This window comes from Candidatus Campylobacter infans (assembly GCF_013416015.1).
GTDB classification, from domain to species: Bacteria; Campylobacterota; Campylobacteria; order Campylobacterales; family Campylobacteraceae; genus Campylobacter; species Campylobacter infans.
Map to the genome: position 1 here is coordinate 310,521 of NZ_CP049075.1, position 26,087 is coordinate 336,607.

Consider the following 26,087-nt stretch of genomic DNA (forward strand, 5'->3'; position numbering starts at 1 on the left):
TGTATGCGCGCTATAATTGCGCGCAAATTTCAAAAAAAGGAAAACAATGGCGATCACTGTTTATTACGACAAAGACTGCGATCTTGGCATCATAAAATCTAAAAAAGTTGCGATGATAGGTTTTGGCTCACAAGGTCATGCGCACGCTGAGAATTTACGCGATAGTGGCGTTGAGGTAGTAGTTGGTTTAAGAAAAGGTGGCACAAGCTGGGGCAAGGCTGAGGCTAAGGGCTTTAAGGTAATGGAGGTTAGCGAGGCGACAAAATACGCTGATGTTATAATGATTTTGACCCCAGATGAATTACAAGCTGATATTTTTAAGGCTGAAATTGAGCCAAATTTACAAGAGGGCAAGGCTATTGCTTTTGGGCATGGTTTTAATATACATTTTGGGCAAATCGTGCCACCAAAAGGCATTGATTGTATTATGATAGCTCCAAAAGCACCAGGGCATACTGTAAGAAGCGAGTTTGTAAATGGCGGAGGCATACCTGATCTAATCGCCATCGCCCAAGATGCAAGTGGCAAGGCAAAAGACATAGCCCTAAGTTATGCAAGCGCGATAGGCGGAGGCAGAAGCGGGATAATTGAAACCACATTTAAAGCAGAAACCGAAACTGATTTATTTGGCGAGCAAGCTGTGCTTTGTGGTGGGCTTTGCGCGCTTATAAATGCTGGTTTTGAAACGCTAGTAGAAGCTGGCTATGAGCCTGAAATGGCGTATTTTGAATGCCAGCACGAGATGAAGCTGATTGTGGATTTAATCTTTCAAGGCGGTATGGCTGATATGAGATATTCTATTTCAAATACGGCTGAGTTTGGGGATTATGTAAGTGGCAATCGCGTAGTAAATGAAAGCTCAAAAGCTGCAATGAAGCAAATTTTAAAAGAAATTCAAGATGGCACTTTTGCTAAAAATTTTATCTTAGAGCGCAAGGCTGGCTATGTGCAAATGAACGCACAGCGCAATATCACAGCTAATTCCTTGCTAAGCAAAACCGGCCAAAAACTTCGTGCGATGATGCCGTGGATTGCAAAAGGCAAAATTATCGATAAAGATAAAAACTAAGTTAAAATTTTGAAAAAATCATCAAAAATAGCCACAGCCAAAAAAAAGCCTGTGGCTAAAAAAACCATTAAAAAACAAACAAAACCAGCTAGAAATTTTACAAAAACATCTGCTGTGATTTCTTTTGTTATTTTTGTGCTAATGGCTGTGCTTTGGCTTGGTATAGTCTATTATATGCTAAGTAATAAAACTTCATCCAAGCAAGCTCCCATAATAGCAAAAAGCAATATCACCAAAGAAAATATTCAAAAAACCAATCAAAGCACTCAAAATTTAGTGCGCGATACTAGATTAGATGAGGCCCTAGAAAAACTAAGCCAACAAGCAAAAACCCAAACACAAAATTTACAAATCAATACAAAAATCAAGGCCAAAAGCGCAAAATTAGCCATTATAATGGACGATATTTCACTAAAATCGCAAGTTGATGAAATAAAATCCCTAAAAATAAAAATTACCCCATCGATTTTTCCGCCCTTTAAATCCAGAGAGCACACAAATCTTTTAGCTGATGAGTTTAAAACCTATATGGTTCATTTGCCGCTAGCTGCTTATAACTACAAAGACACCACAGGCGCGCTAAGCCAAAACGCCACGCCCGCACAAATTAAAAAGAAAATCACAGAAATTAAAAAACAATTTAAAAACCTACAATACATCAACAATCACACCGGCTCAGCCTTTACTCAAAATTACAAAGCCACTAAAATTTTATTAAAAGAACTAAAAGCACAAGGCATAAAATTTGTAGATAGCAAGACAACCCCAAACTCAGCCGTGCCAAAAGCAAGTCAAGAATTAGGGCTAAGCTATGTTTATCGCGATGTCTTTTTAGATAACGAACAAAACGAAAAAAGCATTTTACGCCAATTACAACTAGCCATCAAAATAGCCAAAAAAGAAGGCCACGCCATAGCGATTTGCCATCCATACCCAGCTACTTTTAAGGCCTTAAAAAAAGCACAAGATAATATATTAAAAGATATTGAAATTGTATATTTGGATGAAATTTATGGACTTTATAACTAATATTCCGCCTTGCTTAAAGCGCATTAAAAATCCGCCAAAAAAGCTATATTTTAAGGGCGATTTATCGCTTTTAGAGCGTCCAAAAGTAGCCATTGTAGGCTCGCGCGCTTGCTCAAAATACACACAAAATTTAATCCTTAGCCTAGCTAGTGCTTTAAAAAATGCTGGCGTTTGTGTGGTAAGCGGAGCAGCTATCGGCGCTGATATTTACGCCCATCAAGGCGCTTATCCGCTCACAATAGCTGTATTTGGCAATGGTTTAGATGAAATTTATCCAAAGCAAAACGCCAAAATGATAAATGAAATTTACACGCGTTGCCTAGCTCTTAGCGAATACGAGCCAAGCCAAAAAGCCCACAGCGCGTTTTTCTTACAAAGAAATCGCATTGTAGTAGGGCTTAGCGATGCTGTCGTAGTAGCCCAAGCTGATATAAAATCTGGCTCAATGAGTAGTGCGATGTATGCTAAAAATGCTGGCATTGGGCTTTATGGATTTGGGCAAAGAATGGGCGAGAGCGATGGGACTAATCTTTTAATAAGCAAAGGGCAAATGAGCTTAATTGCTGATATAGACGAGTTTGTGAGCAAATTTTCATCTACGGATTTCCCCGTTAATAAAGAGCAAAATAAAGATGAATTATTAGAATTTATTAAACAAAATCCTAGCTTTAATGCTTCTTATGCGCGTTTTGGGGATAAAATTTTTGAATACGAAGTAGAGGGCAAAATCGCAATAGATGGCGCTTTTGTAAGGGCGTTATGATAGTTGGGCTTGATATTGGCTTAAAGCGCATAGGCGTGGCTATTTGTGTAAATGGCGTGATTTTACCAAGCACACCTTTAATGCGCCAAAACCGCAAGCAAGCAGCTAGGGATTTAGATGCAATGCTAAAAGAAAAAAATGTAAGCAAAGTGATAGTAGGAATCCCAAAAGATGGCTCTTGCCAAGATGAAATGACTAGGCGCATAAAGCATTTTATGAATCTTTTAGATACTAAGATAGAAATTATTTTTGTTGATGAGAGTTTTTCTAGCGTTCAAGCTAGCCACAAAACACAAGAAAAAGCCATCAAAAGCCATAAAAATGGGCATTTAGACAGCCTTGCAGCTTGTGAGATATTAAGGCGGTATGTAGAGGGCGCAAATGAGCTTTAAAGACGATTTAGCAAGTATTTTAGGCGCAAATTTTAATGAAGTTTGGCAAAGTTTTTTTAGCCAAAAACAGGTAGGCTTTTTCATAAGTGCGCTAGGTTTAGAGCAAAAAGAGCGGATTTTTACTGAGTTTAAAGAGCTAAATTTAAAAGAAATTTTGCCAAATTTTTATCTTTGCGATGGCACAAAAAAACCTATTTTAAGCGCGTCAAGCTCTTTTAATGAAGGGCTAATTTACATACAAAATCCAAGCTCATATTTAAGCGCGCTAAATCTAAATGCGAGCTTAGATGATGAAATATGCGATATGTGCGCAAGTCCTGGCGGCAAAAGCATCGCGCTTTGTGCTTTGTTTGCTTTAAATTTTAAAAATTATGAAAAAAACGCATTAAAATTTGCTTGTATTGAAGCTAACAAAGATAGATTTTTTAGCCTTAAAAAAAATCTTTTAAAATATTCCCTAACAAATATCAAAACCTTTAATAAAGACGCAAGAAGCATATCGCGCACTTGTAAAGAGCGTTTTACTCGCATTATTTTAGATGCGCCTTGCTCGTCTTATTCGCATTTTAGTGAAAATTTTAAAGAAAAATCCATTAAAGAAATAAAGGCTCTATCTAAATTGCAAAAAGAGCTTTTAAATGCAGGACTATGCGCGCTTAAATGCGGTGGCGAGCTAGTTTATAGCACTTGTACTTTTTATCCCCAAGAAAACGAGCAAGTAATCCAAAACGCGCTTAATTCAAAATTTAAAATACAAATTTTAAAGCTTGATTTTTTACCACAAAACGCAAGGCAAAATGACTTTGGCGCGCTAATTTTGCCAAATGAAATTTACGATGGATTTTTTATAACGCGCATTAAAAAATTAGCCTAAATTTTAAAAATCAAAAAGCGGATTTTCACCTCTTATGCCACAAATTTCATAGCCCTTAGCGCTTAAAACTCGCCCCTTTGCTGTGCGCTGAATATAGCCATTACTTAGCAAAAACGGCTCTAAAACATCTTCAATCGTATGCTCATCTTCGCTAAGCGCAGCTGCTATCGTGCCTAGCCCAAGTGCTTTGCCGCCGCTATTTGCAAGCAAAGCCAAATATCTTAAATCCATCTCATCAAGCCCTAAATCGCTCACCCCTAATGCTTTTAGTGAGCTTTGTGCGCGCTTTTTATTTATGTGATTTTCGCCTGCCACATCGGCATAATCGCGAATGCGCCGAAGCAATCTAAGTGCGATGCGTGGCGTACCGCGACTTCGTTTGGCTATTTCAAGCCCTGCTTCATCATCGCAAATTTTATTTAATTTAATAGCAGCAGCGCTTATGATTTTGGCAAGTTCATCATTTGTGTAAAATTGCAACCTAAAAGCAAGCCCAAAGCGATCCCTAAGTGGCGCGCTGATATTACCTGCGCGCGTAGTAGCTCCAACTAGCGTAAAATGCGCTATATCTACTTTTATTGTTTGTGCTGCTGGGCCTTGACCAATTATTATATCAAGGCGAAAATCCTCCATTGCTGAGTATAAAATTTCTTCAATCGCAGGACTTAGGCGGTGAATTTCATCTATAAAAAGCACATCGCCTTCTTCAAGGTTTGTTAAAATAGCTGCTAAATCGCCTGATTTTTCAATCATCGGCGCAGCACTTACTTTGATATTTGCGCCCATTGAATGCGCGATTATATGCGCTAGGGTCGTTTTGCCAAGTCCTGGCGGCCCATAAAAAAGCGTGTGATCTAGGCATTCTGCGCGCTTTTTAGCAGCTTGTAGGCTAATGGCTAAATTGCTTTTAATTTTTTCTTGCCCGATATATTCATCAAAACTAAGCGGTCGCAAGCTTTGTTCGGCATTGTCTTCAAGGTTTAGTTTTTGAATTTCAACTATTCTATCCATTCATTCTCTTTTTAAAACGGCTTAAAATTTCAAGTTTAAAATTTGCTATAAAAGCTCGGCTACTAGCTCTACCCAGTTTTGGCATCTTAGTTTAGAGTTTGCCACATTTAAAGAATTGTTTAATTGCATTTTACACGCTGAGCATTCGGTGCTTACGATATTTGCGCCTGTGTTTATTAGCGTGTTTGCGCGTTTTAAGCCAACTTGCTTGCTTAAATGATAATTTTGGCTTTGCATCGTTACTCCGCCAAAACCACAACAACTTACATTATCGCCTGTTTCAACTACCTTAAATGCGGCATTTAAAAGCACGCGCGGTTCTTTAAAAACCCCTTGCATTTTTCTTGCGTGGCAAGGATCGTGGTAGGTGATGCTTAGCAAGCTTTTATTTTTTTCTAAAATGCTTGCTAGGTCTGTAAATTTTACAAAATACTCACTAGCTAAATATATTTTTTTTACTACATTTTTGGCTCTATTTTGCCAAAGCTCATCATCTTCAAATAACCTTACATAATCAACCTTAATCATCGCCGAGCAAGTGCCCTCAGCTATGATTATAGCCTCACAGCTTTGTAAAATTTTCTCAAAATATTCTATGTTTTTTTTAGCATTATATTTAGTCGTGGCAAAATCGCCCGTAAAATAAGCAGGCGCGCCACAACATGCTTGCTCTTTCATCAAATGCGCATTTATATTTAATTTTTTTAAAATTTTTAATAATCCATCGCCGATAGCGGTATAAGCGTAGTTTGCCATACAACCAATAAAAATCCCCACACTGCGATTTGAGCCATTATCTATAAACTCGCTATGAGAGTTTAAAAAGCTTTTTTTGCTCGCACTTGGCAATAAACGCTCTTTTTTTATCATCGGCAAAGAAAATCTTGGGCGCATATTTGGATTTTTATTATTTAATTTAAAATTTGTATTTAAAAGATTAGAATTTTTTGCCTCATTTTCAAGGTTTGGCAGAGCATTTTCAAGCTTAAAGCCACAGCTTTGAAAAACATAACCCATTTTAGCGACAAAATCCATAACCTTTCTATGCCTAAGCAAATAAAAAAAGACTTTTTTATACCAGGTAATGCCGTATTTTTGGGCTAAATCAAAGCGAATATTTTCTATCATTTCATCAGTAGCTAGCGAGCTAGGGCAAACATCAACGCAATTTGTGCATAAAAAACAGCTCTCAAATATGCGCTTGGCGTTTTTATCAAGGCTTAGCTCGCCATTTTTATACGCCCCGATTAAATCCAAAAATCCGCGCGGGCTTAGTGCTTCATCGCCACTAATGCCAAAAATAGTACAAGTTGGTTTGCATTTACCGCATTTTACGCAAGCATCGCTAATGGCTGAAAAATTAAATTTTGATAAATTTTGCATTTTAAATCCAAATTTTTGGGCAATTTTAGCATAAATTATTCGTTTTTACTAAGTTTTAAGGCGCATCACAAGGCAAAAAATTATTTTGTTGTGGCGTCTATTACTAGGTGTTGGGGGATTTTTATTATTTGTGGATTAAGCGGGCGAAAGGCTTCGTTGTCGTATTCTAGGTCTTTTTGATAGCCATTTAGCTGATCAGCAATTAATAAAAGCCAATCAATTAGCTCCGTGCTTGCGATATTGTGATCGCCGTGTTCTTCCATAGTATCGCCTATAATGCTCATACAAAGCCTAGTTACACGCTCTACATCATCTAATTTTAAAAATTTCGCGGCCGAATGGACATTTGAGAAAATTCTAAAAAGTTCTTGGAGATTCATAGGGAAATTTTGTTCATTATTTAAGCCGATTATTAATGGCTCTAAGGCTGTGGTCATTACATTAAAATGGGTCATAAATTCATTTATAATATCAAGGTCATAATCTATTTCAAGCTGTTCTAAAATACCCATTTTTTATCCTTGCAAAAATTTAAAGGCGCATTTTAGCAAATTTTTGATAAAAGCTAACAAAATAAAAGAAAATTTCATCTTAGCTTGCTATACTTTCGCAAAAATTTCAAGGTCAAAAATGGATAAAATAACGATAAATACTTTATTTGCCAAAAAAGCTAATGAAAAAATCGTAATGCTAACAGCTTATGATGCGCTTTTTGCTAGGCTTTTTGATGATATTGTGGATATGATTTTAGTCGGCGATAGCTTAAATATGAGCTTTGGCGGTAATGACGAAACGATTAGTTTAAGCCTTGAAGCTATGATTTATCACGCTTGTGCTGTAAAAAAGGCGGTAAAACACGCTTATTTGGTGGTTGATATGCCTTTTGGGAGTTGTGTGAGTGTGGATTTGGCGCTTAAAAATGCTATTAAGGTTTATCAAAAAACTGGTTGTGATGCCATTAAAATCGAAGGTGGAGCAGAGTTTGCGCCAATAATTACAGCCTTAAATAACGCAGGCATTAGCGTAATGAGCCATATAGGGCTAAAACCTCAGTATTCACGGCAAATGGGCGGTTTTAAGGTTCAAGGTATCAATAACGCACAAGCCTTGCTCGATGATGCAAAAATCCTAGAAGATGCTGGTGCAAAAATGCTTTTGGTTGAAGGAACTATCGCCCAAGTAGCCACTCAAATCACGCAAAACTCAAATCTGCCAGTAATTGGCATAGGATCAGGCGCAAACACCGATGGGCAAGTGCTTGTGTGGAGCGATATGCTAGGCTTTTTTGAAAATTTTAAACCAAAATTTGTAAAGCAATTTTTAAATGGGGCAGATTTAGTGCGCCAAAGTGTAAATGAATACGCAAAACAGGTGCGTAGCGGAGAGTTCCCATCAAGCCAACACGAATATAAATTTCAAGGATAACAATGCAAATAAATGTCCCAAACTCACAAATAATCGACATTCGCCTAGCAAGCGAATGGCATGAAACAGGCATTATAGAAGGCTCTAAGCTAATTACTTATGAAATGGCTAGTGGCAAGATAAATCCGCTTTTTGTAATGAAAGTAGCACAAAATTTCTCAAAAGATGACAAAATCGTGCTTATTTGCCACTCTGGCATAAGATCGCGCGCGGCTGTTGATTTATTAAGGGCGAATGGCTTTAAAGATGTATCAGATGTGCCAGGCGGGATTTATAATTACACTAGACTTGGTGCTAAATTAATAAAATACGATGGCTAAGGCTTTTAAGCTAATAAAGGATTAAAATGCCAGCTACTTACACGCTAATTGGCATAAATTTTATAATTTATTTTTTGCATTATTATGTGTTTTATGCGCCGGAATTTTCGCTAATTTTTGGCTTAAATGCTTTGTTTTTTAATGGCGCGTGGTGGCAAGTGCTTAGCACGATGTTTTTGCATGGCTCTTTGGTGCATTTGCTTATGAATATGGCGGTGCTTTTTCAATTTGGTGCTTTGATTGAGCGTGGCATTGGCGCGCTTAGATTTTGCCTTTTATATATATTTGGTGGGGTTTTTACTAGTTTATTAAGTCTTAGTTATTTGTTTTTTAATGATGTAAATATGGTTGGCGCAAGTGGCGCAATATCCGTGCTTTTAGGCTTTTTGGCATTTTATGATAGAGCTAGTGCTAAGGGTTTGTTTATTGCTTTAATGCTTATGAGTTTTGCTCCGCTTTTGCTTGGGGCAAATGTGGCGTGGTATGCCCATTTATTCGGCTTTGGCGTGGGTTTTGGTGCTGGATTTTTAAGGAAAAGATATGGAGTTTTTTAATTTAATATGGCTTTGTGAAAATGAGGGAAATTTTAAACGCAAGCAAGAAATATTTAATGAACTCTATCAAGCTTTTAAAAATGGCGATTTTGATGAATATATCAGCTTTTTAAATACCACCAGCACAGAAAATATCAAAAAATTTCAAAATAAACTCAACCAAAATGAGCTAACAAAGCCAAGCTATGCTGGGTTTTGCGAGGTTTATAGCTTGCAAGATTTACCAAGAATAAAAGCCGATAAAAAAGCACTTTTACTTCATTCAATCGCGCATATTGAATACAGCGCAATTGACATTGCACTTGATAGCGCGTGCGCTTTTGCGGGGCTGCCAAGAGAGTATTATGCAAACTGGCTTGAAGTAGCAGATGATGAAATGCGCCATTTTGGCTGGCTTTGTGCTATGCTAGAAAAATACGGGCTAAAATACGGCGATTTACCCGTGCATAATGGTTTATTTGTAGCCACAAAGCGCACTAGGCATTCTTTACTTGATAAAATGGCGATTTTACCGCGTCATATGGAAGCAAACGGGCTAGATTCTAATTTAAATTTAAGAGAAAAAATGAGCGCAAATGATGAATTAAAGCCTATTTTAGAGCGTATCGCAAGCGAAGAAATTACTCATGTAATAAAAGGCGATAAATGGTTTAAATACGCTTGTATAAAAGATGGCATAAATCCTGCAAAATGGCTAGATATCGTGCTTAGCTACTATCCAAAAGCCTTTAATAATTCGCGCAGGATAGATGAATCTTCGCGCCTACAATGTGGTTTTAGTAGCGCAGAGCTAGCAAATATCAAAGCCTTAGGGCAACAATCCAAGCAAAACAGCGCGCAAACTTAACATTTTAAGGACAAAAAATGAAAAAACTTTATCTAATCCGCCACGCAAAAAGCCTAAAAGACGGCATTACGCCAGATTTCGTGCGCCCTTTAACCAAGCGTGGCAAAAACGATGCCAAAGCCATGGCTTTAAAATTAAAAAATCTTAACCACAAGCCCGATTTAATCATCTCTTCATCAGCCAAACGCACCAGCAAAACAGCTAAAATAATCGCGCGCTATTTAGAATACAAAGGCACTATAAAATATACCAAAAAGCTGTATTCTTGCGAAATTGATGCTTATATGAATGAAATTTATGCGATTAAAGATAAATATAAAAGCGTTTTTATCGTAGGCCACAATGATGAACTAAGCGAGCTTTGCGAGTATTTGAGCGGGCTTAGCTTAGAGCCTTTGCCAACTTGTGGGATATACGCACTTAAATTTAAGCTTAAAAAATTTTCTAAAATCAAGCCAAATAGCGCAAAAATAATGTTTTTTGAACGCCCAAAAATTTTTAAAGCAATCTTAAATAAATTTTAAGTTTAATCCGCACTATTTTTGTTTGCTTTGATTTAAAATTTTGTATGTATTAAAATTTAGCATTAAATTTGGCTAAATTTTTACTAAAACTACTTAAAATTTAATAAAATAGCGCCCATTTAATTTTCATAATAAGAGAAACGATGAAACGCAATCTATCCTTGCTCTGCGATTTTTACGAATTTACGATGAGTTGCGGCTACCTAAAAAGCGGTTTTGGCGACAAAATCTGTCATTTTGATGTCTTTTTTCGTCAAATGCCAGATGGCGGCGGGTTCGTCATCGCGGCGGGTTTGGAACAAATCATCGACTTTGTGAAAAATTTGCATTTTGATGAAAGCGATATTGAATTTTTTCGCTCAAAAGGGCTTTTTGACGAGGCGTTTTTGAGCTTTCTTAAACATTTTAAATTCACAGGCGACATTTGGGCGGTGCGTGAGGGCGAGATTATCTTCGCAAATGAGCCTATTTTGAGCGTTCGCGCAAAGGCAAGCGAGGCGCAACTGCTTGAAACCTTTGTTTTGCTCTCTTTAAATCATCAAAGCCTTATCGCTACCAAAGCCGCGCGAGTGGCGTTTGCAGCGCAAAACAAGCCTATTTTGGAGTTTGGCTCACGCAGGGCGCAGGGCATTGACGCGGCACTTAAAGGCGCAAGAGCCGCATTTATCGGCGGTGTGGCGGGTTCGGCGTGCGCTTTGGCGGACAAAATTTATGGCATAAATTCAAGCGGAACTATGGCGCACTCGTGGGTGCAAATGTTTGATGATGAGTTTTGCGCCTTTAAGCGGTATTGCGAAATTTACCCGCACAACGCCGTTTTGCTCGTGGATACCTACAACGCAAAACGCGGCGTGGCAAACGCTATAAAGGCTTTTAAAGAAGTGCTTGTGCCGCGTGGTATCGAAAAATTCGGCATTAGGCTTGACTCTGGCAACCTGTGTGAGCTGTCAAAATACGCTAGAAACGAGCTTGACAAAGCGGGCTTAAAGCATTGTCAAATCATCGCTAGCGGGGCTTTGGACGAGTTTGAGATAGCAAGGCTTTTGCAAGATGGCGCAAAAATCGATATTTTCGGCGTTGGCGAACGCCTAATCACCGCTAAAAGCTCACCCGTGCTAGGCTGCGTGTATAAACTTGTCGCTGTGGAGGAAAACGGCGTGCTAGTGCCTAAAATCAAAATCAGCGAAAGCGCGGACAAAATCTCAAACCCCCATCACAAAAGGCTTTACCGCTTTTTTGACGAGCAGGGCAAGGCAGTTTATGATGAGCTTTATTTAGCTGATGAAAGCCCAAATTGTGGCAAAAACAGCGCAAATTTACAGCAAAAGCCTTGTCAGGAAGTAGGTGCAACCCGCAAAGGGCAAAAATGTAGCGAACTGCTCGTGCCTATCTTTGCAAAAGGGCAGCTTGTGTATGAAGCCCCAAGCCTTTTGCAAACTAGGGATTATGCTAGGGCGCAGTTAGAAAGGTTTGATGAGGGCATAAAGAGTCTAAAAAGCCCAAAAAACTACGAGTTGCGCTTGTCGGCAAATTTACAAAGGCTCAAAAAAGATTTGCTTGAAAAAGCGGTGCGCTGAGCTAAGGCAATTTTAAGCTAAATTAAAATTTAAACAGCAAGCACAAATGCGATAAAAGCGTGCTTTTAAATGGATTAAACGCCAAATTTTAATCAAATCGCGCAAAAATGCGCCATAAATAAAATTTTAAAAATATTAAAATTTACGCTTTAAATTTTAATAAAAACACCAAAATTAAACGCCAAATTTTAATAAAAGCTTAAAAATTAAACCCTAAATTTTAATAAAATCGAGCAAAAATGCGCCAAGCCAAAACGCTAAAATCAGCGATATCTTAATTTTTCTCTTAGGCTTTGGCGGATTTTTGGCGAAGCTGGCTTAATCCTAAATCCAAAAGCTAAGATCACAGCCACGCGCATAAGCTCTGTATTGACGCCCAAAACGGCATTTAAGGGCCTTTTCATCGTAACCTTCAATCGCGCAAGTATCAATCCCCAAAATAGCTGCTTGCATCATCATATTTTGCGCTGCTAAAAAGCATTGCGCCTTTGCCCAGCCATAAATATCTCTTTCATCTTTAAAACGCTCAAAAAAGCCTTCATAAGCCTTTAAATACGCCTTTCTAGCGTTTTCGTCTTTGTTTGTTTTTCTAGCAAAACTAGCGCGCACATACTCGCTATTTGGGTGTAAATCAGCGATTTTGGCATAAATTACTACAAGTTCGCTAGCACTTGTGATTTGGATTTGATCCCAGCAAGCCTTGCGGATTTGCTCGCGCAATGGAGCATCGCGCACTACTTCAAACTCCCAAGGCTCTAAGCCCATAGAGCTTGGCGCAAGCACGCCAGCATTTAAAATATCGATAAAATCGCTTTCTTCGATGATTTTGTATTCATCAAAAACCTTACAAGCGTGCCTAAAAGTTAATGCTTCTTTAAAATCCATAATTTATCCTTAAAATTTTAATTTCTTCTAGCAAAATCTTCATAATCAAATATGCGTTTTAGTTCGTATTCGCCGTTATCTTTACACCATACAAGAGCAGGCAGACAAACCCCGTTAAAGGTGGTGTTTTTTACCACGCTATAATGTATTTGATCTTCAAAAATCACCTTATCGCCGATTTTTAAAGGCTCTTTAATGTAAAAATCAGGCTCGCCCGCTTCAAGTCCTACTACATCGCCAGCCAAGCAAGTAGCCCCGCCAAAACGGCATTTATGCGCGTTTTTTTGCTCGTTTTTATTTAAAATTTCACCGCGCAAGGCTGGCCTATATGGCATTAGCGCAGTATCTGGCATATGGCACTGAGCTGATGCGTCTATGATGTATGTGGGGATTTCATTATCTACTACATCTAGCACGCTTGCTAGCAAATATCCGCATTGCCAGCCCACAGCCTCGCCAGGCTCTAAATACACGCTAAAATCGCTACTATATTCATTTATAAGAGAGATTAAAAGCTCTTTATCATAGCCTTGTTTGCTTATGTGATGTCCGCCACCAAAATTTAGCCATTTGATATTTTTGCGCTCTATTAAGGCACTAAAATTTGCTTTAAAGGCGTTAAGAACTAGCTCTAAGGCCTTTGAGTTTTGCTCGCATAAGGCGTGAAAATGTAAGCCATCAAGCAAATCTAAATCATCATTTGTGGCATTTTGTAGCATTTTAGCACTTACGCCAAGCCTTGAATATCTAGCGCAAGGATTATACGCATCACACGGGCTAGCTGAGCTTTGCGGATTTAAGCGCAAACCAATGCTTACGCCGGCATTTTTAGCCTTTTTGCCAAAGGCGCGTAATTGATTTAGTGAATTAAATATTATATGATCGCTAAGTGCGATGATTTCATCAATTTGGCTATCTTTAAAGGCTGGTGAGTAAGTATGGACACTTTTAAAGCCAAAACTTCGCGCATATTTTGCTTCATTTAAACCGCTACAAGTTGCGCCAGCAAGGGCATTAGCGCAATTTAACATAGCAGGACTAAAAGCAAAGCCTTTTAGCGCGCATAGCACCTTTGCTCCGCTTTTTATAGAAATTTCATTTAAAATTTTAAGATTGTTGTTTAGTTTGCTTTCTTCGCAAATATAAGCAGGGGTTGGAATTTGATTAAATTTCATTGTTAGCACTTTTTAAAATTTGGCCAAAATGCTATCTAAAATGAACTAAAATCTTGCTAAAATCTTGCCAGCAATAGCTTAAAATATTTGTGCTACATTTTGGCAAAAGGCAAGTTATGCAAGGTTTTATTTTACGCACTCAGCCAGTAAGAGATGAGGATTTATTAGTAAGTATTTTAACTCAAAATGAGCTTGTGCTGGCTTATCGTTTTTATGGGGCGCGCCACGCTAGCATTACACAAGGCTATAAGATTGATTTTGAATTAGCGCAAAAAGCGGGCTTTTTACCGCATTTAAAAGGCACGCTACATCTTGGCTATAAATGGCTTTATGAGCGCGAACGCTTGGCTGTTTGGCAGATTTTTATGCGTTTGATGTATGCGCATTTAAAAGACGCTAGCCAGCTTGAAAGCTTTTATTTTGAAATTTGCCAGGATTGTTGCGAGAAATTAAATCGCCAAAATCCCAAACGCGTGGTGCTTGAAGCTTATATTAGGATATTGGAATTTGAAGGAAGGCTTGGGAGTGATTTGCTTTGCTTTTTATGCTCAAAGGCTTGTGATGACGAGCTTTGCTTGGTGCGTGGGTTTTTGTGCGCTCATAAATTATGCCATCAAGGCACTAGCTTTAAAAAAGCTGATATTAGTGAGCTTTTTGCTAGTAAAACTAGCGCGCATTTAAGCGATGAAATAGTAAGCAAGCTTTATTATATAATGCTTGAAGGCTTTTAGTTTATTTATTAACTTTTTTTTAACTTTTTTGACTTATAATCGCCGCGCATTTTATCATAAAGGATTTAAAATGAGAAAACTTTTATTCTCTGTTGTTGTTGCGGCCACGCTTTTAAATGCTGGCATTTACGAGGTAGATCCAAGCTCACAAGTGGGTTTTGAGATTAAGCATTTAAAGCTTACTAAGGTTGAGGGTAGCTTTAAGCAATTTAGTGGCACGGTTGATTATGAAAATGGAGCCTTAAACGCGCTTGATGGCTCTGTGGAGATAAGCTCAGTAGATACAGGCATTCAAAAGCGCGATGATCATCTAAAAGCAAATGATATTTTTGATCAAGCAAAATTCCCGCAAATGAGCTTTAAAATGACGAGTTTTGCAAATGGCAAAATGAACGGAGATTTAAGTATTAAAGGCGTTAGCAAGCCTGTTGTTTTTGATGCTAGTATTCAAGAAAATGGCAAAGATTTGACAATTATCGCCACTGGCACGATTAAAAGAAGCGATTTTGGCGTGGTTTGGGAATCTAATCTACAAGATAGTATGGTAGGCGATGAGCTAACAATAAAGCTAAATTTATTAGCAAAATCTAAATAATTAAAAGCTAGCTAGTCTTTGCTAGCTAGCTTTTAGCAAATTTTAACTTATGCTATTTGCGATTTCCCCGGCTTTTTGAAGTAATTTTGTTTTTTGGCTTTGGCTAGGATTGCCATAAATTAACTCATTCATAATTTGCATAAAATCAAAACTTTTAAATAATCTCTCATCATCTTTTAGCTGTTTTTGAAGCTTTTTTGAAAGAGCGCTAAAATCATCGTTTTTGATATTTTTAAAATTTTCATTTAAGCTCTCATCTAGCATTTGTTTAAAATTTGCGCCTTGGTTTAGCTTGGCTTTTGCATTTTGCGCCCTTAGTTGGTTTAGCGTGTTTTGAACTTGCATTTTTAACCCTTTTTAGCTTAATGCTTTAAAGCCAGCAAATTTCATTCCTTTTGGCTATGAAATTTCATTTACGGCTTGAACTACGAGAAATTCATTATACTCGCTGCCGTTATCGCGCGTGTAAATTTCTTTATCTATGCTAGTTATTTTTAAGCCAGCTTGCTTGAATATTTCATCAATTAAAGCCTCATCATAAAAAGAAAAAAGCAAATCTTTATGGGATGCTCTCGTGGCTTTGTAGAGATTTTGAGCAATTTGAATGCTTTGGGTTTTTAAGCCATCATTTACGCTTATAAAATTTACACAAATTTTCCCATTTTTATTTAAAATTGATTTAAACTCTTTAAGCAAGTTTTGTGCAATTTGTGGAGTATAAAGAAATAAAATGCCCCAAGACACGATGGCATCTACTTTTGTAGTAAGTAATAACTGCTTTAAGGTTTTATTTTTATTGTTTAAAAGTATAAGCTCTGCTTTGGCTTTTGTTGCGTTTTCATTGAATCTTTCAAAAGATTTTTTTAGTGGCAGTTCGTTTATATCTACGCCAATAATTGTTTTAATCCCAGCGCGCAAAAACACATCTAAATGCCTGCCAGTCCCACAGCCAAAATCCAGCGCGCTAGTAAATTTATTTTTAAAAATAAAGCGCGTAACATTTTCGTTTGGATAAATTAAATCACCTTGCATCACAAAATCTTGCCAAAGTGCAAAGCTTTCGTGGTAATCTTTAATATCGTTCAAGCGAACCTCCTTAAAATTTTAAAATTTATGTAAAATTACAATTTAAACTCATTCATTAAAATTTGTGCATTTTCTAAGCATTCTTAGCTAGTATCAGCTACCATAATCGCATAATCTCGCCACATAATGCTAGCTCTATTTGTAACCTTGGCTAAATTACGATTTATATTGCATTCGTATTTTATTATGCCAAGTTCATTTTTTAAGGCATTAAAATTTGGGATTTTCACCTCGCCCTCGCAGTCAAAATACCTAATAATTGCGTGCTTAAAAAAGCGTGGCTCAAAATCAAAAGGCTTTTTTAAGCTTAGATTTATCCATTCTTTTATCATATTTATGCCTGTGGTGATTTGGACAAAGGTGCTTGATAGATAATGCCCGCTCGGGCGTGGCGAAATTTCTATTATAAAAGGCTCGCTATTTGGCGTGATGATTATATCAGCGTTTAATAAAGAATTTTTAAGCTTTAAGTTTGTGGCTATTGCTTGAAGGCTTTGGCTAATTTGTTTTATTTCTTTTGCGCTGATATTGCCTATGCTTTGGCGATACGGCAAGGGCGTAAGAAGTTTTTGCCTTAATAAAATATGCTTATAGCGACCATCAATCACCACGCCATCAAGCCCGTATTCTACGCCCTCAACTAGCGTTTGAGCTAAAAAATCGTTATTTTTAAGATCTTTATCGCAAAGAAAATTTTCTAATTCGCTTAAATTTTTTACTGCGATTACATCTTTGCTACCACTGCCAAAACGAGGCTTGATGATTAAAGGAAATTTAAGCTTATTTAAATCTAAATCATCACTAAGTAAAAAACAATCTACTTTTTTCAAAATTGTTTCTCTTTTACGATGATTTTGGGATAGCACCCCCCCAAGAATTTATGAAATTTTAATTTATCTGTGCAAATATCTGTGGCTATGAAACTAGCACCTTCAAGATTAAAATGCTCTATTAAAGCAGCTGTCGTAACTAAGCACCTACCAAGCGGCACTGGCAAGATTAAATCAGGCGTTAAATTATGCTCATAAAGCCTGTTTATGATTTTTTGCGGGTTTTTGATATCCATTACAAAACTAATATCAGCTTCTTTTAAGCCTGGCGCATTTTTATTTTCGTCAAATGCAACTACCCTTAGTCCTAAGCTTTTAGCCTGGCTAATAGCAAAAATGCTCTCACTACTTGCGCCTATTAATACAGCAATTTTCATCAATTCTCCCATTAAACTACTGATATTTAAATTATTCTTTGCCGACTAAGTTTGCTACATTGACAAATAAATTAGGATGTTCTTTTTTGATTTTATCAAGCAATTTATCTAAATCTGGCTCTTTTTTAAAGTGTTCGCTGTTTAATTCATCGATTGCTACGCGCCACACATCGCCAAAATCTAATGGCATATGTTGCCAAATGCTACGCTCTAAACGAAGCTCAAAGTTTTCTTTTTGCTCGTTTTTAAGCATTTTAAAAACCACATCTAAAATTTCTGCTGGCATAAAAACAAAAGGCTCTTCATCTTTAATGCAAAACCACGGGACATTAAAATTTGCTTCTTGGTTTAAAATTTTTAATTTTAATTCATTTGGACTGGTTTGTTTGATATCAAAATTGATTTGCTCATCAAGCCCTAATGTGCTTTTGAGATTTTCTAGTATTTTTAAAGTTTGTTCTAGCTTTTTGCTAGTTACTAGCTCGGTTTTGAGCGCCTTTTTTCTTGGTCTTTTTGGAGCGCTTTGGCTTTTTTGGCTTTTGATTGTTGCTGGTTTTGTTGAAATTTCTTGTTTTGTTTTAGTCATTTTTATTCCTATCGCACCATACCATTATTGCTTTTTGGGCGTGTAAGCGGTTGTGAGCTTGGGCAAAAATCTCGCTAGCGTGTTTTTCAAAAATTTCTTCGCTTACTTCATATCCACGATATGCTGGCAAGCAGTGTAAAAATATGGCATTTTTGCCAAGTGCCATAATCTCATCATCTACGCAAAAACCTGCAAAATCTTTTATGCGTTTTTGTTTTTGATCTTCTTGTCCCATTGAAATCCAAGTATCTGTGGTGATTACATTAGCATCTTTTGCGGCTATTTTTGGATCGTTTAAAAGCTCGATTTTTGCTCGGCTTGTTTTAGCATTTTCAAGGGCGATTTTTAAAATTTGCTCTTTTGGTTCGTAAGATTTTGGCGTGGCGATATTAAGAGTAAAGCCGATTTTAGATGCTGCCATCAGCCAAGAATGGCTCATATTATTACCATCGCCTATGTAGGCTACTTTCATTTTAGCTAAATTTAGCCCAAGTTCTTTTAAGGTTAGTAAATCCGCCATTAACTGAACCGGATGAAAATCATCGCTAAGGCCGTTAATTACAGGCACGCCACTATATTTAGCCAGCTCTTCTAAATCGCTTTGCTTATACACGCGCGCCATTATCATATCAACCATACCGCCAAGCACGCGCGCAGTATCTTTAACCGGCTCCCCGCGTCCTAATTGAATATCTTTTGAGCTTAAAAATAATCCCTTGCCACCAAGCTGATGAATGCCAACCTCAAAGCTAACCCTTGTGCGCGTGGAGCTTTTTTCAAAAATCATAGCAAGGGTTTGCTCGCGTAAATACGGCGTGTAAATTTTGTTTAGGGTATCTTTTTTAATCTGGCTTGCAAGATCTAAAATATTTAAAATTTCATCTTTGCTTAAATCATTTAGTGTTAAAAAATGTCGCATTTTAATCCTTTTATTAAAATTTCAAGCATTATTTAAAATTTGCGCCATTTCTTTGGCGTGATAAGTAATTATCATATCAGCGCCAGCGCGTTTAATGCCCAAAAGCGTTTCTACCATCACGCGCTCATAATCAATAACTCCAAGTTTTGCCCCAGCTTTTAAAAGCGCGTATTCTCCGCTCACATTATACGCACATATCGGTAAAAGCGTGTTTTGTTTTAGTTTGCTGATAATATCTAAATAAGCAAGGGCTGGTTTTACCATCAAAATATCAGCACCTTGTGCTTCATCTTCAAGGCTTTCGCGCAAGGCTTCGCGGGCATTTGCTGGATCCATTTGGTAGGATTTTCTATCGCCAAAATTAGGCGCTGAGCCAGCTGCATCTCTAAATGGCCCATAATACGCGCTTGCAAATTTTGTAGAATACGCCATTAGTGGCAAATTTTTAAAAGCATTTTCATCAAGTGCTTTTCTTAAAGTAGCGATTATTCCGTCCATCATTCCACTTGGTGCTATTATATCTGCGCCTGAGTTTGCGTGTATTAGGGCTTGCTTGGCAGAAATTTCAAGCGTGGCGTCATTATCAACTGCGCCATTTGGGTTTAAAATCCCGCAATGCCCGTGATCTGTGTATTCACAAAAGCATAAATCAGTAATTAGCACAAAATCATTTGCGAAATTTTGCTTTATCGCTCTTAGCGTGCGCGCGATTATGCCGTCATTTGAGAGCGCGTCTGAGCCGATTGAATCTTTTAGTGCTGGCACTCCAAAAAGCAAAATGCTTTTAATGCCTAGTTTTTTTAAAATTTCACATTCTTTTAAAATTTCATCTATGCTAAATCTAAAAACGCCCGGCATACTTGCTATTTCATCTTTTACCCCTTCATTTTCAACTACAAAAAGTGGGTAAATTAAATCACTAAGTTTAAGTGAAGTTTCGCGCAACATATCGCGCATAAGGGGATTTTGCCTGGTTCGTCTAAGTCTTGCAAACATTTTTGTCCTTTGTCGCTAAAAAATTGCGCATTATAGCTAATTTTTAATCTTTTTAAACTTTATGCTGGCGCGATTTAAAATTTTAAATTTATTAAAATTTAGCCAAAATTACGCAATTTTGGCTACAATCTCGCCTTAAATCCAAATTTTAATGTAAAGGGCAAAAATGGCTAAATTATTTGGCACAGATGGCGTGCGCGCTCTTGCTGGTGCGGGGCTTAATGCACAGCTTGCGATGCGCCTTGCGATGGCTGCTGGGATATATTTTCGCAAAAACTCACTAACAAATAATATTTTAGTTGGCAAAGACACACGCAAAAGTGGCTATATGATTGAAACTGCCATAGTCGCAGGGCTTACGGCAGTAGGCTATAATGTGCGCCAAATTGGTCCTATGCCAACGCCAGCTGTGGCATTTTTGACAGAAGATATGCGCTGTGATGGCGGTATAATGATAAGCGCAAGCCACAATCCTTTTTTTGATAATGGTATAAAATTTTTTGATGCAAATGGCGATAAATTAAACGAACAAGCCGAAGAAGAAATAGAAAAAATTTATTATAACGATGAACAAATAGCCGCCGCGCAAGCCACAGGATTAAACATAGGCGCAGCCAAACGCATAGATGATGTAATAGGGCGATATATCGTTCATATTAAAGATTGCTTTCCGCGCCATCTTACGCTAAAAGGGCTAAGGGTGGTTTTAGATGTAAGCAATGGTGCTGCTTATAAGGTGGCACCTACGATATTTAGCGAGCTTGGTGCTGAGCTAATCGTGCTAAATGATGAACCAAATGGCGCTAATATAAATGAAAATTGTGGAGCCTTGCACCCTGAAAATTTAGCCAAAAAAGTAAAATATTTGCGCGCTGATATAGGCTTTGGCTTTGATGGGGATGCTGATAGGCTTGTAGTAGTTGATGAGCTAGGGCAAGTAGTTCATGGGGACGCTTTGCTTGGGATTTTGGCTTGGTTTTTACAAAGCGAGGGGCGTTTAAGTGGCAATAGCATAGTAGCTACTGTGATGAGTAATGCGGCATTAGAGGATTTTTTAAAGCCACTTGGTATAGGGCTTGGGCGTTGTGGCGTTGGCGATAAATTCGTGCTAGAAAAAATGCGCGAACTTGGGTGTAATTTTGGTGGCGAACAAAGCGGGCATATTGTATTTAGCGATTTTGCTAAAACTGGCGATGGTTTAGTTAGTGCCTTACAAGTTGGAGCTTGCTTGTTAAAACAAAAGCAAAAAGCTAGCCAATTATTTGGCAAAATCAAGCCATATCCACAAATTTTACTCAATATAAATGTGATAAAAAAACCACCGCTTGATGAAATAAAAGGCTTAAAAGAGCTTGAAAACTCACTAAAAGAGCGGGGTATTCGCTTTTTATTTCGCTATTCGGGGACTGAGAATTTATTAAGATTATTGCTTGAAGGGCGCGATGAAAGCTTAGTGGAGGCAAAAATGAAAGAAGTAGAAAAGTTTTTCTCCTTGGCACTCAAATAAGCCTAGATCTAGCCTTGCTAAATCATAAATCCTTTATATGCTTTTTTAATTCATTAAATAAACGCTTGCCACCTTCTACATTAAGATGGTGGTTATCGCCATATAATGGCTTAACTCCATCAAAAGCGTAGCAAAATTTCTCATCACAAAGCGCATTTACAGGATCAATCACATTTATTTTTGGAAATTCTTTTGCTAGGGAATTTATTATTTGTTTATAAATTTTTACGCTTTGCTCGTAATATTCGCGCGTGATTTTACAGCTTTCATAGCGCGAAAATAAGCCAAAAGACCTACCAATACAACTACTTGGGAAAAACGGCAAGGTCGGCACATCAATCACAAAATACACAGGATAATTTTGCTGGCTTAAAAATGCAAAAATTTCACGCATTTTGCTTTCATAAAGGGCTGGATTTTTAAGCCTGCTATCGTTCATGTAATTAAAAATAAACAATTCTTTAATATTGATTTTATTCAATAATTCATATTCTTTATCTACGATTATTTTACAAGTTGGAAACATTTCATACTCGCGCATTAAAGCCGGGCAATCGCCTATGCCAAGCATTAGATTATGCCCGCTTTCTTTGCTAGCTGAGATATTAAAAAATGCATCACGCGCGTGAGAATCGCCAAGAATTAGCGTGTATTCTTTGCCTAGATCGCTTTTATTTGTGTAGATAAAAGCTAGTGGATCTGTGTTTAATAATTCTTTAAATATAACTGCGTTTTGCTCGTATTCTTTTAGCTCTTTTGGCCACGCAAAAGGCAAGGTATTTATAAAGCTTCTTTGGCTTACTATTTTGCCTTTATCTTTTTGGATGGCCTTACCGCCAAAGCCAGCTGCTAGCATAATAGCCAGTAAAATACCAGCAAAAACATAACTTTTTTGCGCCCTTGCATAAAGCTCTATAAATCTATAAACTAAAAAAGCCAAAAATACACAAATAATTAAAACTAAAACCCCACGCCAAGCACTAATATCAATGCCTAAAATATGGCAAAAACTAATAATTGCGTAATGATTTAAATATAAAGGAAAGCTAATAAGTCCTAAAAAAACCAAAGGTGAATTCGCAAAAACTCTGCTTTGCTTTTCTCTATTTAAGCTAATTATTAAAGCACAACTTGCTAAGCTTATAAGCAAGGTTTTAAAGGCATTATATTCTGTATTATTTATGCTTGCTAAAATTGCTATAACAAAAAAAGCATAAATAAATTTTTTATAAATATGCAAATAAGCTCTTAATTTTTTATGCTCTTTTGCTAGCACAAAGGCCAAAGAGCCAAATGCTAGCTCATAAGATCTTGAAAGCAAATGATAAAATTTATTTATCTCCAAAAAAAACGGCAAGATAAAAAGCAAAGCACAAATCAAACTTAAACTTATTGAAATTTTAATATTAAAATTATTTTTAGCATAAAATAAAATTATCAAAATAAAAGGCCAAAAAATATAAAATTGCTCTTCAATAGCAAGCGACCAAAAATGTAAAAGTGGCTTTAAGCTCGCATCTTTATCCCAGTAACCAACCTCGCCAATTAAGCGAAAATTTTCATAAAACAAAGCTGAGCTTTTTATATGCTTGCCTAGATTTAGCAATTCATCATTAAACATAAACAAATACCCCGCGCTAAAAACAGCTAGCAGCGTGATGATAACAGCAGGGAAAATGCGCCTAATTCTATTGCGGTAAAATTCCTTTAAACTAAAAGCATTGCGTGATATTTTTTGATAAATTATTTGAGTTATTAAAAAGCCTGAAAGCACGAAAAAAATATCCACGCCAACATAACCAAAGCTAAAAACTTCATGCCAAATATGAAAAATCACCACCAATAAAACAGCCACGCCCCTAAGCCCATCAATGCTAGGATTATAAGCAAGAGAGTGATTTACCAAAGGGAGTGATTTAAATAAATTTTTAAAAGACATCTTAAACCTTATTCAAAATCTTTTATATATTTTTTAATTTCATTAAATAATTTTTTTTCGCCAAGCGGGGTTAGGTGATTAGTATCGCCATAAAGTGGCTTGCCGTTTTCAAAAATTACACATTTTTTATCATCGCAAAATACCGGCGTTGGGTCGATTATGGTTATTTTTGGATATTTTGCGGAGATTTTTTTGACCATTTTTTTATAAATTTTTGTTTGCTCATCGTAAAGATCGCGCGCTAAAAAGCAGGTTGGTTTAATTTTAATATTATTTAAATACCGCTGCACGCAAGTTATAGGCTCAAAGGTTAGGTTTGGTGTATCGATTATAAAATAAACGGCATAATTTTTATTGTTTAAAATTTTAAATAAATCATCTAGGTATTGCTCGTAAATTTTATAATTTTTTGTCTGACCTAGTATCGTGGCGTCATTAGCTAAGGCTGTGATAAAAAGCCTTTTTATATTTGGGCTGGATAAAAGTTTGCTTTCAAAATCCCTTATAAATGCCCTGCATTTTCTATAATCTGTGTTTTCATCAAAAGAAAAAGGGCAAGTAGAAGCAGCTGAAATTATGCTTTTAAATTTTTTGTCATTTTTTAAAATTTCAATACCTAAAAAATACGCGTGAGAATCGCCCATAATAAGATTTAAGTTTTCATTTAAATCGGCGGTGTTTGCTTTGATTAGGGACATTCTTTGCTCGTTTGTGGCTGAATTGCGGTTTATGTTGAATTTCTCAAATAATGTTTTTGTGTGTATATCATCATGTTTTAGCGGATCTGCTAGCGCAAATAATTCAAAATTTAAAACCTGAGCAAAATCTCTTTTAGAATTTAGCCCTAATTTATCCTTTTGAATGGCTATGCCAAGCAATCCTGTAAAAATCATCGCCACTAATAAAATTAAGGCAAAAACATAACTTTTTTGCGCCCTTGCATAAAGCTCTATAAATCTATAAACTAAAAAAGCCAAAAATACACAAATAATTAAAACTAAAACCCCACGCCAAGCACTAATATCAATGCCTAAAATATGGCAAAAACTAATAATTGCGTAATGATTTAAATATAAAGGAAAGCTAATAAGTCCTAAAAAAACCAAAGGTGAATTCGCAAAAACTCTGCTTTGCTTTTCTCTATTTAAGCTAATTATTAAAGCACAACTTGCTAAGCTTATAAGCAAGGTTTTAAAGGCATTATATTCTGTATTATTTATGCTTGCTAAAATTGCTATAACAAAAAAAGCATAAATAAATTTTTTATAAATATGCAAATAAGCTCTTAATTTTTTATGCTCTTTTGCTAGCACAAAGGCCAAAGAGCCAAATGCTAGCTCATAAGATCTTGAAAGCAAATGATAAAATTTATTTATCTCCAAAAAAAACGGCAAGATAAAAAGCAAAGCACAAATCAAACTTAAACTTATTGAAATTTTAATATTAAAATTATTTTTAGCATAAAATAAAATTATCAAAATAAAAGGCCAAAAAATATAAAATTGCTCTTCAATAGCAAGCGACCAAAAATGTAAAAGTGGCTTTAAGCTCGCATCTTTATCCCAGTAACCAACCTCGCCAATTAAGCGAAAATTTTCATAAAACAAAGCTGAGCTTTTTATATGCTTGCCTAGATTATTGTATTCGCTTATAAGCATAAAAAAATTGCCAACAATCATAGCAGCTAGCAAGGTTAAAATCACAGCAGGGAAAATGCGCCTAATTCTATTGCGGTAAAATTCCTTTAAACTAAAAGCATTGCGTGATATTTTTTGATAAATTATTTGAGTTATTAAAAAGCCTGAAAGCACGAAAAAAATATCCACGCCAACATAACCAAAGCTAAAAACTTCATGCCAAATATGAAAAATCACCACCAATAAAACAGCCACGCCCCTAAGCCCATCAATGCTAGGATTATAAGCAAGAGAGTGATTTACCAAAGGGAGTGATTTAAATAAATTGTTAAGTGGCATAAGCTTTCTTTAATTATTATTTTGGTTCATACAATTAACAAAAATAAAGCTTTGCTCAGGTGGGAGCGCGTTAAAAACGGCATTTGCCAAGGCTCTAATCTCCCAAAGGGCTGAGGCTGAGCTTCTAAGATTTAAGAAATTTTGTAAAGATCTAGCATTTATGCTCCAAGTAAGCTCGGTTTTATAGCTTTCTGGTAGGCAAAATTTTGCTATATCCATAGCCACGCCCTCATTTAAAATTTTACGCAAATTTTCAAGGGCTAAAATGCTTGCGTTATCTACCATTTCGTTATTTGTAAGCACTAAATATTTACTAGCATAAGAAAAATCGCCCACTTTAAACTCACTCTCATTTCTTAGCTCTTTTAGCGTATAGCGCGTGGATTTTACGCTATAACTTGCCATTCTATGTCTGGCTAACTCTTGTAAGCACGCACGGCTAATGCCCTTAATATAAAAATTATAAAATAAATGCTCTAAGGTGCTAGAATGGCGCATTTTATTGCCCACGCGATCGATTAAATCGCAGTCTTTTGCTCCGCCATTATCGCCTTTATCAAAACTTTGATAGCAGGTGCGAATGGCGTTTGCGCCGATGATTAGCGGAGTGTAATGTAATAATTCTACTTGCATTTTGGCTCTTTAAATGTTAAATTAAAGCTAAGATTGTAGCAAAAAATCAGCATTTAAGTTTAATTTATGCTTAAAAACTTTTAT

General features: G+C 36.6%; 29 protein-coding genes. 14 read left to right on the plus strand and 15 right to left on the minus strand.

Annotated features, from left to right (window positions below; all coding sequences use genetic code 11):
• Positions 1–46 precede the first annotated feature (46 nt).
• From ilvC to CINF_RS01660, 5 genes are read left to right on the plus strand one after another with little or no spacing between them, the layout of a single operon-like run.
• Entirely contained in the window at positions 47–1,069 is a 1,023-nt protein-coding gene (gene ilvC, locus CINF_RS01640; protein WP_178697078.1) for a ketol-acid reductoisomerase, read from the plus strand.
• 9 nt (positions 1,070–1,078) lie between these two features.
• Positions 1,079–2,098, plus strand: coding sequence for a divergent polysaccharide deacetylase family protein (locus tag CINF_RS01645; protein WP_179975505.1), 1,020 nt, complete (start codon positions 1,079–1,081; stop codon positions 2,096–2,098).
• On the plus strand, positions 2,082–2,861 hold the full coding sequence (gene dprA / locus CINF_RS01650) for a DNA-processing protein DprA (protein ID WP_178697080.1): 780 nt from the start codon (positions 2,082–2,084) through the stop codon (positions 2,859–2,861). Before CINF_RS01645 ends, dprA begins: the two co-directional genes overlap by 17 nt.
• On the plus strand, positions 2,858–3,253 hold the full coding sequence (ruvX, locus tag CINF_RS01655) for a Holliday junction resolvase RuvX (RefSeq protein WP_179975506.1): 396 nt from the start codon (positions 2,858–2,860) through the stop codon (positions 3,251–3,253). Before dprA ends, ruvX begins: the two co-directional genes overlap by 4 nt.
• Complete coding sequence (locus CINF_RS01660) at positions 3,243–4,127, plus strand: RsmB/NOP family class I SAM-dependent RNA methyltransferase (protein ID WP_179975507.1); 885 nt, start codon at positions 3,243–3,245, stop codon at positions 4,125–4,127. The genes ruvX and CINF_RS01660 overlap by 11 nt, the downstream gene beginning before the upstream one ends.
• 3 nt (positions 4,128–4,130) lie before the next feature.
• On the opposite strand, the gene ruvB is transcribed toward CINF_RS01660, so the two are convergent.
• The 3 genes from ruvB to CINF_RS01675 all read right to left on the minus strand — a co-directional run bounded on the left by ruvB (position 4,131) and on the right by CINF_RS01675 (position 7,033).
• On the minus strand, positions 4,131–5,138 hold the full coding sequence (ruvB, locus tag CINF_RS01665) for a Holliday junction branch migration DNA helicase RuvB (protein WP_179975508.1): 1,008 nt from the start codon (positions 5,136–5,138) through the stop codon (positions 4,131–4,133).
• 45 nt (positions 5,139–5,183) lie between these two features.
• Positions 5,184–6,521, minus strand: a complete 1,338-nt coding sequence (locus CINF_RS01670) for a (Fe-S)-binding protein (RefSeq protein WP_179975509.1) — start codon at positions 6,519–6,521, stop codon at positions 5,184–5,186.
• Positions 6,522–6,601: 80 nt separating this feature from the next.
• A complete protein-coding gene (locus CINF_RS01675) occupies positions 6,602–7,033 on the minus strand; it encodes a phosphorelay protein (protein WP_178697085.1) in 432 nt (143 codons plus the stop codon).
• Positions 7,034–7,151: 118 nt separating this feature from the next.
• On the opposite strand from CINF_RS01675, the gene panB reads away from it, so the two are divergent.
• The 6 genes from panB to CINF_RS01705 all read left to right on the plus strand — a co-directional run bounded on the left by panB (position 7,152) and on the right by CINF_RS01705 (position 11,768).
• Positions 7,152–7,946, plus strand: a complete 795-nt coding sequence (gene panB, locus CINF_RS01680; RefSeq protein WP_179975510.1) for a 3-methyl-2-oxobutanoate hydroxymethyltransferase — start codon at positions 7,152–7,154, stop codon at positions 7,944–7,946.
• Positions 7,947–7,948: 2 nt separating this feature from the next.
• Positions 7,949–8,266, plus strand: a complete 318-nt coding sequence (locus CINF_RS01685) for a rhodanese-like domain-containing protein (protein WP_179975511.1) — start codon at positions 7,949–7,951, stop codon at positions 8,264–8,266.
• Positions 8,267–8,292: 26 nt separating this feature from the next.
• The gene (locus CINF_RS01690; RefSeq protein ID WP_179975512.1) at positions 8,293–8,820 is read left to right on the plus strand and encodes a rhomboid family intramembrane serine protease; all 528 of its coding nucleotides are present in this window, start codon (positions 8,293–8,295) and stop codon (positions 8,818–8,820) included.
• Complete coding sequence (locus tag CINF_RS01695; protein WP_179975513.1) at positions 8,807–9,667, plus strand: ferritin-like domain-containing protein; 861 nt, start codon at positions 8,807–8,809, stop codon at positions 9,665–9,667. Before CINF_RS01690 ends, CINF_RS01695 begins: the two co-directional genes overlap by 14 nt.
• A 17-nt stretch (positions 9,668–9,684) precedes the next feature.
• Positions 9,685–10,191, plus strand: a complete 507-nt coding sequence (locus CINF_RS01700) for a SixA phosphatase family protein (RefSeq protein ID WP_179975514.1) — start codon at positions 9,685–9,687, stop codon at positions 10,189–10,191.
• A gap of 143 nt (positions 10,192–10,334) precedes the next feature.
• Entirely contained in the window at positions 10,335–11,768 is a 1,434-nt protein-coding gene (locus CINF_RS01705) for a nicotinate phosphoribosyltransferase (protein ID WP_179975515.1), read from the plus strand.
• 324 nt (positions 11,769–12,092) lie between these two features.
• Here the strand turns inward: CINF_RS01705 and CINF_RS01710 are convergent, their stop codons facing one another.
• Together CINF_RS01710 and nspC are read right to left on the minus strand one after the other, a co-directional pair.
• On the minus strand, positions 12,093–12,653 hold the full coding sequence (locus CINF_RS01710) for a nitroreductase family protein (RefSeq protein WP_240156141.1): 561 nt from the start codon (positions 12,651–12,653) through the stop codon (positions 12,093–12,095).
• A gap of 17 nt (positions 12,654–12,670) precedes the next feature.
• Positions 12,671–13,828: a carboxynorspermidine decarboxylase gene (gene nspC, locus CINF_RS01715; protein WP_179975516.1), complete on the minus strand. Its 1,158-nt coding sequence runs from the start codon at positions 13,826–13,828 to the stop codon at positions 12,671–12,673.
• Between the two features lie 116 nt (positions 13,829–13,944).
• Between nspC and recO the strand changes: the two genes are divergently transcribed.
• Positions 13,945–14,559 (plus strand): recombination protein RecO, encoded by a 615-nt coding sequence (gene recO, locus CINF_RS01720; RefSeq protein ID WP_179975517.1) that lies wholly within the window; start codon positions 13,945–13,947, stop codon positions 14,557–14,559.
• Between the two features lie 70 nt (positions 14,560–14,629).
• Positions 14,630–15,154, plus strand: coding sequence for a YceI family protein (locus tag CINF_RS01725; protein WP_178697095.1), 525 nt, complete (start codon positions 14,630–14,632; stop codon positions 15,152–15,154).
• A 42-nt stretch (positions 15,155–15,196) separates the two neighbouring features.
• Here the strand turns inward: CINF_RS01725 and CINF_RS01730 are convergent, their stop codons facing one another.
• From CINF_RS01730 to hemB, 7 genes are all read right to left on the minus strand, one after another.
• Positions 15,197–15,499, minus strand: coding sequence for a hypothetical protein (locus CINF_RS01730; protein ID WP_179975518.1), 303 nt, complete (start codon positions 15,497–15,499; stop codon positions 15,197–15,199).
• Positions 15,500–15,553: 54 nt separating this feature from the next.
• Positions 15,554–16,240, minus strand: coding sequence for a class I SAM-dependent methyltransferase (locus tag CINF_RS01735; protein WP_179975519.1), 687 nt, complete (start codon positions 16,238–16,240; stop codon positions 15,554–15,556).
• Positions 16,241–16,323: 83 nt separating this feature from the next.
• Positions 16,324–17,070, minus strand: coding sequence for an ATP-grasp domain-containing protein (locus CINF_RS01740; protein ID WP_179975520.1), 747 nt, complete (start codon positions 17,068–17,070; stop codon positions 16,324–16,326).
• A complete protein-coding gene (locus CINF_RS01745; protein ID WP_179975521.1) occupies positions 17,067–17,447 on the minus strand; it encodes a hypothetical protein in 381 nt (126 codons plus the stop codon). The genes CINF_RS01740 and CINF_RS01745 overlap by 4 nt, the downstream gene beginning before the upstream one ends.
• A 31-nt stretch (positions 17,448–17,478) precedes the next feature.
• On the minus strand, positions 17,479–18,033 hold the full coding sequence (locus tag CINF_RS01750) for a DUF2603 domain-containing protein (RefSeq protein WP_179975522.1): 555 nt from the start codon (positions 18,031–18,033) through the stop codon (positions 17,479–17,481).
• A complete protein-coding gene (argF, locus tag CINF_RS01755; protein WP_179975523.1) occupies positions 18,026–18,952 on the minus strand; it encodes an ornithine carbamoyltransferase in 927 nt (308 codons plus the stop codon). The genes CINF_RS01750 and argF overlap by 8 nt, the downstream gene beginning before the upstream one ends.
• A 21-nt stretch (positions 18,953–18,973) precedes the next feature.
• Positions 18,974–19,948 carry a porphobilinogen synthase gene (gene hemB, locus CINF_RS01760; protein WP_179975524.1) on the minus strand — a complete coding sequence of 325 codons (975 nt, stop codon included), beginning with the start codon at positions 19,946–19,948 and terminating at the stop codon, positions 18,974–18,976.
• A gap of 166 nt (positions 19,949–20,114) precedes the next feature.
• On the opposite strand from hemB, the gene glmM reads away from it, so the two are divergent.
• Positions 20,115–21,455, plus strand: a complete 1,341-nt coding sequence (gene glmM / locus CINF_RS01765; RefSeq protein ID WP_179975525.1) for a phosphoglucosamine mutase — start codon at positions 20,115–20,117, stop codon at positions 21,453–21,455.
• A 22-nt stretch (positions 21,456–21,477) separates the two neighbouring features.
• On the opposite strand, the gene CINF_RS01770 is transcribed toward glmM, so the two are convergent.
• From CINF_RS01770 to thyX, 3 genes are read right to left on the minus strand one after another with little or no spacing between them, the layout of a single operon-like run.
• The gene (locus CINF_RS01770) at positions 21,478–23,394 is read right to left on the minus strand and encodes an acyltransferase family protein (protein WP_179975526.1); all 1,917 of its coding nucleotides are present in this window, start codon (positions 23,392–23,394) and stop codon (positions 21,478–21,480) included.
• 8 nt (positions 23,395–23,402) lie between these two features.
• Entirely contained in the window at positions 23,403–25,370 is a 1,968-nt protein-coding gene (locus tag CINF_RS01775; protein WP_179975527.1) for an acyltransferase family protein, read from the minus strand.
• A gap of 9 nt (positions 25,371–25,379) precedes the next feature.
• On the minus strand, positions 25,380–26,003 hold the full coding sequence (thyX, locus tag CINF_RS01780) for an FAD-dependent thymidylate synthase (RefSeq protein WP_178697318.1): 624 nt from the start codon (positions 26,001–26,003) through the stop codon (positions 25,380–25,382).
• Positions 26,004–26,087: the final 84 nt, after the last annotated feature.

Excerpts from the sequence above, each read along its gene's own strand:
- recO (WP_179975517.1), top strand. The coding sequence starts at position 13,945 with ATGCAAGGTTTTATTTTACGCACTCAGCCAGTAAGAGATGAGGATTTA.
- CINF_RS01670 (WP_179975509.1), bottom strand. The coding sequence starts at position 6,521 with ATGCAAAATTTATCAAAATTTAATTTTTCAGCCATTAGCGATGCTTGC.
- glmM (WP_179975525.1), top strand. The coding sequence starts at position 20,115 with ATGGCTAAATTATTTGGCACAGATGGCGTGCGCGCTCTTGCTGGTGCG.
- CINF_RS01725 (WP_178697095.1), top strand. The coding sequence starts at position 14,630 with ATGAGAAAACTTTTATTCTCTGTTGTTGTTGCGGCCACGCTTTTAAAT.
- CINF_RS01685 (WP_179975511.1), top strand. The coding sequence starts at position 7,949 with ATGCAAATAAATGTCCCAAACTCACAAATAATCGACATTCGCCTAGCA.
- CINF_RS01675 (WP_178697085.1), bottom strand. The coding sequence starts at position 7,033 with ATGGGTATTTTAGAACAGCTTGAAATAGATTATGACCTTGATATTATA.
- CINF_RS01770 (WP_179975526.1), bottom strand. The coding sequence starts at position 23,394 with ATGTCTTTTAAAAATTTATTTAAATCACTCCCTTTGGTAAATCACTCT.
- ruvX (WP_179975506.1), top strand. The coding sequence starts at position 2,858 with ATGATAGTTGGGCTTGATATTGGCTTAAAGCGCATAGGCGTGGCTATT.
- CINF_RS01745 (WP_179975521.1), bottom strand. The coding sequence starts at position 17,447 with ATGAAAATTGCTGTATTAATAGGCGCAAGTAGTGAGAGCATTTTTGCT.
- CINF_RS01710 (WP_240156141.1), bottom strand. The coding sequence starts at position 12,653 with ATGGATTTTAAAGAAGCATTAACTTTTAGGCACGCTTGTAAGGTTTTT.
- CINF_RS01705 (WP_179975515.1), top strand. The coding sequence starts at position 10,335 with ATGAAACGCAATCTATCCTTGCTCTGCGATTTTTACGAATTTACGATG.
- argF (WP_179975523.1), bottom strand. The coding sequence starts at position 18,952 with ATGCGACATTTTTTAACACTAAATGATTTAAGCAAAGATGAAATTTTA.
- CINF_RS01695 (WP_179975513.1), top strand. The coding sequence starts at position 8,807 with ATGGAGTTTTTTAATTTAATATGGCTTTGTGAAAATGAGGGAAATTTT.
- CINF_RS01775 (WP_179975527.1), bottom strand. The coding sequence starts at position 25,370 with ATGCCACTTAACAATTTATTTAAATCACTCCCTTTGGTAAATCACTCT.
- ruvB (WP_179975508.1), bottom strand. The coding sequence starts at position 5,138 with ATGGATAGAATAGTTGAAATTCAAAAACTAAACCTTGAAGACAATGCC.
- ilvC (WP_178697078.1), top strand. The coding sequence starts at position 47 with ATGGCGATCACTGTTTATTACGACAAAGACTGCGATCTTGGCATCATA.
- CINF_RS01750 (WP_179975522.1), bottom strand. The coding sequence starts at position 18,033 with ATGACTAAAACAAAACAAGAAATTTCAACAAAACCAGCAACAATCAAA.
- CINF_RS01700 (WP_179975514.1), top strand. The coding sequence starts at position 9,685 with ATGAAAAAACTTTATCTAATCCGCCACGCAAAAAGCCTAAAAGACGGC.
- CINF_RS01690 (WP_179975512.1), top strand. The coding sequence starts at position 8,293 with ATGCCAGCTACTTACACGCTAATTGGCATAAATTTTATAATTTATTTT.
- thyX (WP_178697318.1), bottom strand. The coding sequence starts at position 26,003 with ATGCAAGTAGAATTATTACATTACACTCCGCTAATCATCGGCGCAAAC.
- CINF_RS01660 (WP_179975507.1), top strand. The coding sequence starts at position 3,243 with ATGAGCTTTAAAGACGATTTAGCAAGTATTTTAGGCGCAAATTTTAAT.
- nspC (WP_179975516.1), bottom strand. The coding sequence starts at position 13,828 with ATGAAATTTAATCAAATTCCAACCCCTGCTTATATTTGCGAAGAAAGC.
- CINF_RS01730 (WP_179975518.1), bottom strand. The coding sequence starts at position 15,499 with ATGCAAGTTCAAAACACGCTAAACCAACTAAGGGCGCAAAATGCAAAA.
- hemB (WP_179975524.1), bottom strand. The coding sequence starts at position 19,948 with ATGTTTGCAAGACTTAGACGAACCAGGCAAAATCCCCTTATGCGCGAT.
- panB (WP_179975510.1), top strand. The coding sequence starts at position 7,152 with ATGGATAAAATAACGATAAATACTTTATTTGCCAAAAAAGCTAATGAA.
- dprA (WP_178697080.1), top strand. The coding sequence starts at position 2,082 with ATGGACTTTATAACTAATATTCCGCCTTGCTTAAAGCGCATTAAAAAT.